Raw genomic sequence first — 11850 nt, 5'->3', positions numbered from 1 at the left:
TGCTTGGGTCCGGTTCCCCGAACGAGGGTGGGGCGATGCGAATTGTGTTGACCATCAAGGAAGCCCGTCACGGCCTGTGGTGCATCTGCACGGGTGAGGCGGTGTTATACGACAAGCTACGCTTTGCACACGCAGTGCGATTGGCTCGCGGCTTGGCCCGTGAGGAATATGCCAATTCCGGAAATGCCGTGAGTGTCGAAATGGCCTGCGCCGGCTTCACCATTTCGCTACTTCAGCACGCCTGCTCATCGGCGGTGCGTCGTGCTGCCGCCTGAAATGCCTGTCGCGAAAACCTGCGTGCTGGCTGCGCCGTTGCTGTTGGTGCAGCGCAGGGAGCCTTCCCGCCCGCAGGCGTGAATGCTGCAGTCGCAAAATGCGCGCGAGGCGAAACCTTGCTAGGATTTAAGCCGACACTGCACGGGGGCAGTTCGGGGAAAATGCATGCAAACGCTAATCGCATACTCCGCCTTTTGGCGCGGGGTGTTGCAGTTTGCAGGGATGCTTACAGAATCGGGTACGCAGGGCGTTCGTCATCGGTTGCTGGTGGCGCGCGAAGGCAATGACTTGGTGAGCTGGTGTTCACCCGCGCGATCACGTCGCGAGGATGAACTGGAGCGAGGTCGTCAGGTGGAACATTGATCCCGGGGTGATCTGCCGGGCATTGAGATTTCCTCAGGCGGGGGCTGGGAAGTCGGGAATGAGCGCTCGCCATCGATACAGTCACGCAATCAGGGCCTTCCGGCCCTGGTTGCGTTGCGAATGTGCATTGAGTGGCTGGCAAGGAAGGCTGCAGGCTTTCGGGTTTTCCGCATCCGTCGTGGTGTGATTCTTTCAGCAGCAAGCCGGAGAGTGCCAATGGTCACCTTTTCGATGGTGCGGTTTTGCGGTCTTTGCGTGATGGGCTTGCTGGCGACGTCGGCTGCGGCGCAGTCGGGCTCCGGCAACATGATGAAAATGGCGATCACCATGAAAATGCAGATGCCGGGTATGGGTGACATGCCGGCGCGCACGGTGACCAAGGACGTTTGCACCTCCAAGGATCACGACATGCGGGCCATGCTGCAACAGCAAAAAGCCTGCGTGGTGAGCAACTATACGCAGACCGGTAACACGGTCAGCTATCACGTGGTTTGCGGCGGCAACCCGCCAAGCATGAGCGGGGACGCTCAGTTTGAATTGCTGCCCAGTGGCGATATCCACGGCCATTTCCACGCCAACAGCAACCGCAATGGCCATAGCATGGTGATGGACATGACCTATGCAGGTCAGCGCACCGGCAGCTGCGATTACACCGCGAGCCGACCGGCGCACTGAACTGGGCGACGCTGCCGCACTTGAGCCGCGTCTGCTGCCTCCAGCAATCGCTGCCTATTGCACGCGCCCCGCCTGCAACGCTGCGTGTGGGGCGGGCTTTCGAGTCAGGCGGCAGCGGCAGGTTGGTCATTCCGGTAGACTGAAAGGACATGGCGGATCGCTTTTGTCGCGAAGATCTCTCCCGCGGCAGCTCTGCAGAACAGCGCCTACCTGCCTGTTCATTGCCCGCCTTGCCGACATCAACGGCGTGCGCCGAAGTAGCGGTGCAGTTGCCAGAAAGCACGCAGGAACAAACAATCCATGAGCAAAAAAACCATTTCCCTGTTGGGTGTGCCGACCGATATCGGTGCCGGTCATCGCGGTGCCGCGATGGGTCCGGAGGCGCTGCGTGTGGCCAATCTGGCCAGTCGACTGGAGCGTCGCGGCTTGACCGTGATTGATCGCGGCAATCTGCAAGGACCGCTCAATCCCTGGCTGCCGCCCGTGCAGGGTTATCGCCATCTTGGCGAAGTGGCGGCCTGGAATGAGGCGGTGCATACCGCTTTCCATCAGGAGCTTCAGGAAGGTTACTTGCCGATCATGCTGGGTGGAGATCATTGCCTGGCGATCGGTTCTGTCTCGGCAGTAGCGCGTTATTGCCGCGAACAGGGCAAAAAACTACGCGTGCTGTGGCTCGATGCACACACCGACTTCAACACGGCTGAGGCCACGCCTACCGGCAACATCCACGGCATGCCGGTGGCCTGCCTGTGCGGCACGGGCCCCGCGGAACTCACCAGCATCGGCGGAAGCACACCGGCAACCACGCCGGACGTTTTTCGCTACATCGGTATTCGCTCGGTCGACGAGGGTGAGAAACGACTGGTTCGCGGCGCCAACATGCAGGTGCACGACATGCGCCACATCGACGAGATCGGCATGAAGGGCGTGATGGAAAAAGCTCTGGCTGACATGGACGAAAACACCCATCTGCACGTGAGCTTTGACGTCGACTTCCTCGACCCGAGTATTGCCCCTGGCGTAGGAACCACCGTGCGCGGTGGCCCGGATTACCGCGAGGCGCAGTTGTGTATGGAAATGATCGCCGACAGCGGTCGGATGGCGTCTCTGGACATCGTCGAGCTGAATCCGGCGTTCGACAAGCGCAATTCGACCGCCAAGCTGGCCGTTGATCTGGTCGAGTCACTGTTCGGAAAGTCCACGCTGATTCGCTGAGCAAGTTCACGCGCGCCGCCCGCTTGCCGCGTTGAGTGGTCGAGCCGATTTGCCGGATGTCGTAGACTGGCTTTTTACTTGCGCGACGCAGCATGAATACCCGAGTTCTTACTGGCATCACCACCACCGGCACCCCGCATCTTGGCAATTACGTCGGCGCCATCCGCCCCGCGGTGGCGGCCAGCCAGCGCGACGATGTGGATGCGTTCTACTTCATGGCCGACTACCACGCGCTGATCAAGAGCGACGATGCGGCGCGCATCGAGCGCTCGCGGCTGGAAATCGCCGCCACGTGGCTGGCGGCGGGACTCGATCCGGCCAGGGTGACCTTCTATCGCCAGTCCGATGTTCCGGAAATTCCCGAGCTGACCTGGTTTCTTACGTGCATTGCGTCGAAAGGCATGTTGAATCGCGCGCATGCGTACAAGGCGGCGGTGGACAAAAATACGGCCGCCGGCGAAGACGTCGATGCCGGAGTTACTGCCGGGCTGTACATGTATCCGGTGTTGATGGCCGCCGACATCCTCGCATTCGACGCGCATCAGGTGCCGGTGGGGCGTGACCAGATCCAGCACATCGAGATGGCGCGGGATCTGGGTCAGCGTTTCAATCATCTGCACGGGCACGAGTTCTTCGTGCTGCCCGAAGCGTTGATCGAGGAGCAGGTGGCCACGCTGCCCGGTCTTGATGGACGCAAGATGTCGAAGAGTTACGACAACACCATTCCGCTGTTCGCCGGCGGCAAGAAGCAGTTGCGCGAAACCATCATGCGCATTGTTACCGACTCGCGTTTGCCGGGCGAGCCGAAGAACCCGGACGACTGCGCGCTGTTCACCATCTTCCGCGCGTTCGCCACGGACATCGAGACCGCAGCGTTTCGTCAGGCTCTGCTTGAGGGTCTTGGCTGGGGTGAGGCGAAGCAGGTGTTGTACGAGCGTGTTGAAACCGATGTGGCACCGATGCGTGAGCGTTACGAGGCGCTGATGGCAGACCCGGCCGCAATCGAGAAAATTCTGCAGCAGGGGGCGCAAAAGGCGCGTGCGGTTGCCACGCCGAAGCTTGCCTCATTGCGGGAAGTGTTGGGCTTGCGCACGATGCATACCGCAGCGATGTCGACAGCTTCATCGAAGGCGCCGGCGAAGCAAGGCAAGGGCGCTCGCTTTGCCAGCTTCCGCGACGCCGATGGCAGTTTCCGCTTCCGCCTGTTTTCCGCTGAGGGCGAGGAGCTGCTGCTGTCAAAATCCTTTGCCGACCCGAAGGCCGCCGGTGCGTTGCAAAAGCAGATCAAGACACTCGGTGCCACCGCGGCCGTGCTGCAGGTTCAGTCCCAAGGCATGACGCTGGAATTGGAGGGTGAGGCGGTGGCCACTACTCCGGACTACCGCGACGAGCAGGCACGCAATGAGGCTTTGCAGACATTGCGCGATGCGCTGGATCAATTGGCTGCACAGGATTGACCTGTGACCAGCCTGTCTGACGGAATGCATGCGTGATGCGATATCTGGCCATCCTGTTGTTGAGCCCGTGGTTGCTGATTTTGTGCTGGGGCTATTGGGCGTACCCGAAAAGCCTGCCTCGAGTGACTGCGCGACGGGTCTTCGATGTGCTGGTGGTGTTGCTGGCCATGCTGGCCGCGGCGCAGTGTGCCGTGATCGGTTTTGACCGGGTTGACCTGCCCAGTGTCGATGGCTTCGGTCGTGCCAGCGGCGCGATCTGGCAGCAGGTGCTGCCGGCGTTGTACGGCTACGCCGCCTTTACCGCCGTGTTGATTCCGGCGATCTGGCTGCGGCATGTGCTGTGGGGCCGTCGTCGCTGATGGATGGTGGCCACCTGCCACAAGTCACGGTGTGACCAATGGCGGTCGAGTGATTTAAACGTTCACGGCATGCTGTGCATCTATCCCGGGTGACGCGTGCGTCGTCTGCCCTGGCGCAATCCTGCGCCGTATGCCTTGGAAGTTCCCGACATGCGCATGGCATGCCTGCTGTTGTTCACCTTGTCTGCGCTATCGATGCCCGCGCTGGCCGTCGATATCGACGGTCATATCCACCCGGACGAATGGAAAGGTGCCCGGCACATCACGGATTTTCGCCAGGTGCAGCCGCTCAGCGGCAAGCCGGGTTCGCTGCACACCGAAGCGTGGATACTTGCCACGCCGGAAGGCTTGGCCGTGGCGTTTCACTGTGACCAACCGGCCGACGTGCCACGCACGCATCAGCGTGTGCAGCGTGACTTCGACGACCAGGTTGATCGCGTCAATGTGATGGTCGACTTCAACGGCGACGGCCGTACCGGTTACGACTTTGTGGTCAGCTCCACCGATGGCATCAACGACGCGGTGATCACCAACGAGGTCCAGTTCAACAAGGATTGGGACGGCAACTGGAAACACGCGGTCAGCGAGGATGCGACCGGCTGGAACGTGGAGATTCTGATTCCCTGGTATATCGCGCCGATGCACGTGGCCCGGGAGGGCAAACGTACGCTGGGTATCTACCTCGACCGGGTTACCGGTTCAACCGGCGAACGCGTGGCCTGGCCGGTAGCCAGTTTCACCCTGCCACGCTTCGTCTCGGCGTTCAGCAAGGTCGAGGTGCCGTCATACAGCCAGTCGTTGCTTGCCATCACACCTTACGCGTCCGGCCTTTACGACAACGTGCGCGGTCGCAGCCACGGTCAGGCTGGTGCCGACCTGCTGTGGAAACCGAACGGACAATTCCAGCTCACTGCCGCGCTGAATCCGGATTTTGGCCAGGTGGAAAGCGACGACCTGGTGGTCAACTTCGGTGCTACCGAAACCTATGTCAGTGACAAGCGACCGTTCTTCACCGAGAACCAGGGAATTTTCGATTTCAGCCTGCTCAACGACAACAGTCAACTGATCTACACCCGGCGCGTCGGCGGTCCCTCGGACGACGGTTACGGTGCGGCCAGCATCAACGCCGCGCTCAAGCTCAATGGCAGTTTCGGCACGACCAGCTATGGTTTGCTGGCCGCCGACGAAGATGGCGAGGCGGGACGTTTCTTTGGCGCCGCGCGCGTGACGCACGATTTTGGTGATCAAAGCCTTGGCCTGTTGCTCACCCGAGTCGACCGGCCATGGCTGGACCGCGAGGCTACGGTCTTCGGCGTCGATGATCACTGGCAACCCACTTCCCGACTGACCATAGCCACCAACGTGGTGGGCAGCGATATCGTGCAGTCGGGCACGCACACGCGCGGTAGCGGCGGCACCATCATCGCCGATTACGTGATGGGTGGCGGCTGGCGCCAGCAATGGCTGGGCATGCATTTCGGTGACCAGTTGCAGATCAATGATTTCGGCTATCTCGATCGCAACAGTCTCAATTGCGCGCATTGGGAAGTGCGCAAGCAATACACCGCGTTGCCGGCTGACTCTGCTTACAGCTCCAAGGAATGGCGCTTCAGCATTGACGCCTTGGACAATGACCACGGCCTGCCACTGCGTCGCCAGTTGCGCATCAGTCGCAACAGTGGCTTGCGCAACGGAGCTAACGAAAAACTGCAGCTCAACGTCAACAGCGCGGGCTGGGATGATCTGCTTACCCGTGGCAACGGTGCACTGTTTCTGCCACCCAGCTTCCAACTGGGCTATGAACGGGTCAGTCCGCGCCATGGCGACTGGGCGTTCAAGCTTGAGGCGGAACTCGTCAGCGGTGGGCTTGGTGGCAACCGCCAGCCCGGCTACGACATCAAGTTCATTCCCACCTACTTCATCAGCGATGCGTTCAGCGTCTATGCCGGCCCTTACTACGAGCACCTGCCGGACTGGCTGGTGTGGCAGCACGACAACCTGATCGGTCGCTTCGACGAACACACCTTGCAGCTGGACGCGGGTTTCGACTGGGCCATCGACAACCGCCAGGAATTGCGTGTGAAGTTGCAGGCGATCGGGCTGGACGCGCGCGTTCGCGGCGGCTATCGCGTCGATACCAACGGGCGCGCGATGGCTAGCAATGATCCGGTTGAGGACTTCAGCGTACGCAACCTGGGTCTGCAGATCCGTTACCGCTACGAACTGGCGCCGCTGTCGTACCTGTATGTGGTTTATGGCCGCGGTGGTTATGCGCTGGACGGCTATGCGCGCAACACGGCCGATGCATTCGGCAACAGTTTCGCGCTGCGCGATGACGAACAATTGCTGGTCAAGTTGAGTTACCGCTTCGATATGTAGCAGTTGCCAGCGTGCGATCACGCAGGCGCGGCGAGGCAATGCGAGAATAGCCGGCATGCTTCCGCTCAAATACCTCCAGGCTTACCCCGCCATGCTGCAGGACAAGGTGCGCGATTTGATCGCGCAGCAACGTCTGGGCGAGCATTTGGCCAAGCGCTACCCCGATCGTCACGACGTGCAAAGTGACAAGGCGCTTTACGCATACGTGGCTTCGCTCAAGCAGGAGCACCTGAAGAATGCACCCGGCATCGACAAGGTGTTGTACGACAGCAAGCTCGATGTGTTGCGCAATGCGCTCGGTCTGCATACCGCCATTTCGCGCGTGCAGGGCGGCAAGCTGAAGGCGAAAAAGGAAATTCGTGTGGCCAGTCTATTCAAGGCCGCCGCGCCCGAATTCCTGCAGATGATCGTGGTGCACGAACTGGCGCACCTGAAAGAGATGGACCACAACAAGGCGTTCTACCAGTTGTGCACGTACATGCTGCCGGACTACCACCAGCTGGAATTCGACTTGCGCGTGTACCTGACCTGGCGCGAATTGCCGTCGACCGACAACACCACTTCGCAGGAATCATGATGGATAGTGCGGCGCTACAGAAATACTTGCTGCGGTTGTTCGAGCGGCATGACGTGGAACTGGAAGCCGATGAAGACGGCTGGCTGGTCACCGACGGCGACTTTCCCGCGATCCGTGCCGAGTGGCATGAAGGTGTTGCAGGCGAGCCCGGTCGGCTGGATGTCGACGTGGTGCTGGGCGAGGAGCGTCGCATCGAGGAAAGCTTCGCCGGCTTCGGTGGTGGTGAGGCCGGTTGTCGCGATGCATTGCAGACCTTCGAGCAGAACGTGTTTCACCTGGTGCTGGCTGCGTGCTGGTATGTCACCGACGATCGCCGCATGCAGATCACCGCGTGGGAGATTGGCGTGCGCACCTGGGACGTGTTCATCGGTCCGTTCAGCGTGCGTGGTGCGGATATTTCCGATATGCCGGCCGATGCGCTGGCGGCGATCGAAGCGGCGCTGAAACGCGAGGCGCTCACGCCCGAGTTGCACTGGCTACGGCTGGTGCATAGCCATGCCGAGCATGGCGATTCGCTTTGCGAGGCGCTGCTCGACAATGAACTGTGGACCGCGGGGACGCTGGCGTTGAATGAAGTGGCCTGGCCGCGTGGTGGCGACTACAGTGCCCGCTGTTTCATGCTGCTGGACGTGCGCGATTACTGAGCGGTATCTACGCAACGTCGTGCGGTGGTGCGGCTTTGTAGGGCGCGCACTGTCCGCCCGCTCTTTGGCGAGGCATCAAGACCCATGGCGAGCCGCGTCCTAAGAGTGCAAAAGCAAACAGGGCGCCCGGAGGCGCCCTGTTTGTTTTCTGCTGCTTGCTTGCTTAGTTAGGCAGACCCAGATCGTCCAGCAGCGCCTTGAGGAAGCGCGCCGCTTCACCGCCGGTGGCGGCGCGGTGATCGAAGGTCAGGCTGATCGGCATGCGGCGATGCACTTCGATGCCGCCCATCACGGCGACCACGTCGTGACCGAGCTTGCCGGCGCCGACGATGGCGACGGTCGGCGGTACCACCACCGGTGTGGCGTAACGACCGGCGAACATGCCGAAGTTGCTCAGGCTGATGGTGTGGCCTGACAGTTCGGAGGCGGGAATCGTGCGGTCTTCCACCTGCGTACGCAGGCGCTTGATCGCGGTGCGGATGCCGGCGGCGTCGAGCATGTCGGCATTGCGCAGCGCCGGCACGAACAGGCCGTCGTCGGTGTCCACAGCGATGCCGATGTCCACTTGCGGATGCATGGTGCGGGTCAGGTTCTTGCCGTCGAACCAGGCGTTCAACGCCGGCACGGCCTTGCAGGCGGCGACGATGGCGCGAATTAGGCGGGCGGTGATGTCCTGCTTGCCGATCCAGGCGTGCAGGTCGGCGTCGTCGACCAGGGTGGTCGGCACGATTTGCGCGTGGGCGTCGGCCATCACCCGGGCCATGTTGCGACGCACGCCCTTGAGCTGCTCCGGCTGGCCGCTCGCGGTCTGCGACGGCGACGCGGTGCGCACCGGCTTGCCGGCTAGCGAGGTCGGTGAACGCTGCTGACCTTGTGGGGCCTGTCCGGGCTGCGGCAATTCCGGGGCGAGATGACGGCCGGCGGAAGCAGGTACCTCACGCGCCGGGGCGGCGCCCAGTGCGGCCGAACCATTCGCGGCGGCGTCCTTGACGTCCTTCATGGTGACCACGCCGTCGGCGCCGCTGGGGCGCACGCGGGTCAGGTCGATCTTCAGCTTTTTGGCCAGTGCACGCACTGCGGGCACGGCTTTCACGCCGCCGATGCTGGCCGCCTGCTCGACATGCACGGTGTTGCCACTGACCATCGCACCCACCACGGTGCCCTCGTCGGCACGATCGGCCGCTGCAGCGGCGGGAGCGGGTGCTGGCGCGGCTTCGGTCTTCTTCGAGCCATGCTGGTGACCGGTGTCTTGTGACTCGGCGCGCTGCTTGGCGTTCGGATCCGGTTCGAACTCGGCCAGTGCAGCGCCGGTCTCGATGATGTCACCGGGTGCGCCATGCAGCTTGGTGACCTTGCCGGTGTACGGCGAGGGCACGTCGACGACGGCCTTGGCGGTCTCCATCGAGCACAGCGGTGCGTCGAGCTTGATGCTGTCGCCCACCTTCACGTGCCATTCGACGACGGTGGCGTCGGGCAGGCCTTCGCCGAGGTCGGGCAGGTAGAACGTCTTGATATCAGCCATGGGTTTTTATCCGGGAATGGGGAACAGGGAACAGGGAACGGGTTGGGTTCGCGAGGACTTCATGTTCCCCGTTCCCTGTGCCCCGTTCCCAAGCCAGATCAGCTGACCGCCAAGGTGCGCTTGGCGGCGTCGACGACGCGCTCCACGCTTGGCAGGTATTTCATTTCCAGGCGGAACAGCGGGATGTGCGTGTCGAAACCGGTGACTCGCTCGACCGGGGCGAGCAGGTCGTACATGCATTCCTCGGCCAGCCGCGCAGCGATTTCCGCACCGAAACCGGCGGTCTTCGGCGCTTCGTGCACGATCACGCAGCGGCCGGTTTTCTGCACCGATTCGGCGATGGTGTCGAAGTCCAGCGGGGTCAGCGTGGCCACGTCGATCACCTCGGCGCTGATGCCCTGTTCGGCCAGTTCATCGGCGGCTTCCAGGGCTTCCTTGACCTGCGCGCCCCAGCTGACCAGGGTCACATCGGTGCCGTCGCGCAGCACGAAGCAGACGTCCAGCGGCAAGGCTTCGCCGTCATCCGGCACCTCTTCCTTGTACTGGCGATAGATGCGCTTGGGTTCGAAGAACATCACCGGATCGGGATCGCGGATGGCGGCCAGCAGCAGGCCGTAGGCGCGTGCCGGCGACGACGGCATCACCACGCGCAAGCCGGGGATGTTGGTGAACAGGTGTTCATTCGCTTCGGAATGATGCTCCGGTGCGCGGATACCACCGCCCCATGGCGCGCGCCATACCGCCGGCACGGTCAACCGGCCGCGGGTGCGGTTGCGCATGCGGGCGGCGTGGCAGGCGATCTGTTCCATCATCGGGTAGATGAACCCTTCGAACTGTGCCTCGGCGACCGGCTTCATGCCGGCCACGGCCAGACCGACGGTGACGCCGGCAATCGTGGTTTCGTCCAGCGGCGTGTCGAGCACGCGCAGTTCGCCGAACTTTTCCTGCAGGCCCTGGGTGGCGCGGAACACGCCGCCGTTGACGCCAACGTCTTCGCCCAGCACGACGACGCTGTCGTCGTGGGCCATTTCATAGGCGAGTGCCTGGGTGACGGCTTCGATGAGAGTGATTTGTGCCATGACTCAATGACCCTTCTGTTCAAGCGAGAGGACGTAATCACGCTGCTTGGCGAGATCGGCGGGGACTTCGGCGAAGATGTAATCGAACATCGCCGTGACCGGCTGCGTCTTGGTTTCGAGGTAGGCGTTCACCTCGTTGTCCATCCAGTCGTCGCACTCGAGCTTCCAGGCTTCTTCCTTCGCGTCATCCCACACGCCCTTGGCCACCAGCCAGTTGCGCAAGCGCACCATCGGCTCTTTGGCCCAACCGTCCTTCACTTCCTGCTCGCCGCGGTAGCGGCGCGCATCATCGGCGGTGGTGTGGTCGCCCAGACGATAAGTGACCAGTTCCAGCACGCTGCCACCGTCGCCATTGCGTGCGCGGTCCAGTGCGTCTTCCATCGCCTTGCGCACGGCGATGATGTCGTTGCCGTCGACCTGGATCGAGAACAACCCGGCAGCAATACCCTTCTGTGCCAGCGTCGGTGCACCGGACTGGATCTTGCGCGGCACCGAAATCGCCCACTGGTTGTTGACGATCACCGCCACCAGCGGCAGGTTCTGCGCGCCGGCGATGTTGATGGCGCCGTAGAAGTCGCCCTTGGATGAGCCGCCGTCACCGATGGTGCACACGGCCACACGCTTTTCGCCGCGGATCTTGAATGCCAGCGCGGTACCGGCGGCATGCAGGCACTGCGTGGCAATCGGCACCGACCAGGCGAAGTCATGCCGCGCCGGTTCGTTCTGGTAGTCGTTGCCGCGCTCGTCGCCGCCCCAGTACAGGTAGACCTCGCGTGGCTGCACGCCGCGATACAGCTGCGCGCCGTACTCGCGATAGCTCGGCGCGTAGACGTCTTCCGGTCGCATGGCGCTGCCAATGCCGACGTGAGCGGCCTCGTGGCCCAGACAGCTGGCGTAGGTGCCCAGCTTGCCGGTGCGCTGCAACGCGATCGACTTGGCGTCGAAGATGCGTGTGGACATCATCAGCTTGTACAGCTTGACCATATGCTCGAGGTCGTTGGCAAACTCGGGCAGATCGTCACGGACTTGCTTGCCCTCGGCATCGAGGTATTGCAGGTATTCGATTTCAAACTTGGCGGCGATGGTCACGACTCGCTCCGGGGTTTAGGGAAACAGGGGGAAACCGGGTCGATCGCGTGCTACTGAGTGGACTCGGCAACACACAAACGACCGAACAAGACCGCTCTTGATAACAGGCAGACATGTTGCGTCGCAAGGTACGGCGCAGCATTCCGGTGCGTATGGAAAGGCGCGTCTGCACAGCTTTGTGCCGCCTTGAACCCTTGCAGCAACTGGCTTTTCGG

11 protein-coding genes are annotated in these 11850 nt (G+C 62.2%); 8 read left to right on the top strand and 3 right to left on the bottom strand.

Annotated elements, in window-relative coordinates:
• Positions 1–35: 35 nt before the first annotated feature.
• The 8 genes from PY254_RS17540 (at position 36) to PY254_RS17505 (ending at position 7945) form a co-directional block, all read left to right on the top strand.
• Positions 36–275 (top strand): hypothetical protein, encoded by a 240-nt coding sequence (locus PY254_RS17540; RefSeq protein ID WP_281013342.1) that lies wholly within the window; start codon positions 36–38, stop codon positions 273–275.
• Between the two features lie 580 nt (positions 276–855).
• Positions 856–1314 (top strand): DUF3617 domain-containing protein, encoded by a 459-nt coding sequence (locus PY254_RS17535; protein ID WP_281013341.1) that lies wholly within the window; start codon positions 856–858, stop codon positions 1312–1314.
• A 300-nt stretch (positions 1315–1614) separates the two neighbouring features.
• Positions 1615–2529 (top strand): arginase, encoded by a 915-nt coding sequence (rocF, locus tag PY254_RS17530; protein ID WP_281013340.1) that lies wholly within the window; start codon positions 1615–1617, stop codon positions 2527–2529.
• Positions 2530–2621: 92 nt separating this feature from the next.
• A complete protein-coding gene (locus PY254_RS17525) occupies positions 2622–3986 on the top strand; it encodes a tryptophan--tRNA ligase (RefSeq protein WP_281013339.1) in 1365 nt (454 codons plus the stop codon).
• A 35-nt stretch (positions 3987–4021) separates the two neighbouring features.
• Positions 4022–4345: a hypothetical protein gene (locus tag PY254_RS17520; protein ID WP_281015266.1), complete on the top strand. Its 324-nt coding sequence runs from the start codon at positions 4022–4024 to the stop codon at positions 4343–4345.
• A 96-nt stretch (positions 4346–4441) separates the two neighbouring features.
• Positions 4442–6724, top strand: coding sequence for a DUF5916 domain-containing protein (locus PY254_RS17515; RefSeq protein ID WP_281013338.1), 2283 nt, complete (start codon positions 4442–4444; stop codon positions 6722–6724).
• A gap of 55 nt (positions 6725–6779) precedes the next feature.
• Positions 6780–7301, top strand: a complete 522-nt coding sequence (locus tag PY254_RS17510) for a M48 metallopeptidase family protein (protein ID WP_281013337.1) — start codon at positions 6780–6782, stop codon at positions 7299–7301.
• Positions 7301–7945 (top strand): DUF6348 family protein, encoded by a 645-nt coding sequence (locus tag PY254_RS17505; protein ID WP_281013336.1) that lies wholly within the window; start codon positions 7301–7303, stop codon positions 7943–7945. The genes PY254_RS17510 and PY254_RS17505 overlap by 1 nt, the downstream gene beginning before the upstream one ends.
• A 163-nt stretch (positions 7946–8108) precedes the next feature.
• Here the strand turns inward: PY254_RS17505 and PY254_RS17500 are convergent, their stop codons facing one another.
• From PY254_RS17500 to pdhA, 3 genes are all read right to left on the bottom strand, one after another.
• Positions 8109–9467: a dihydrolipoamide acetyltransferase family protein gene (locus PY254_RS17500; RefSeq protein WP_281013335.1), complete on the bottom strand. Its 1359-nt coding sequence runs from the start codon at positions 9465–9467 to the stop codon at positions 8109–8111.
• A gap of 98 nt (positions 9468–9565) precedes the next feature.
• Entirely contained in the window at positions 9566–10546 is a 981-nt protein-coding gene (locus PY254_RS17495) for an alpha-ketoacid dehydrogenase subunit beta (RefSeq protein WP_281013334.1), read from the bottom strand.
• Between the two features lie 3 nt (positions 10547–10549).
• On the bottom strand, positions 10550–11635 hold the full coding sequence (gene pdhA, locus PY254_RS17490; RefSeq protein WP_281013333.1) for a pyruvate dehydrogenase (acetyl-transferring) E1 component subunit alpha: 1086 nt from the start codon (positions 11633–11635) through the stop codon (positions 10550–10552).
• Positions 11636–11850 lie beyond the last annotated feature (215 nt).

It is taken from the genome of Rhodanobacter sp. AS-Z3, assembly GCF_029224025.1.
Taxonomy (GTDB): Bacteria; Pseudomonadota; Gammaproteobacteria; order Xanthomonadales; family Rhodanobacteraceae; genus Rhodanobacter.
Note: the sequence above shows the minus strand (reverse complement) of the source record. Positions and strands in the feature narration are given on the sequence as shown.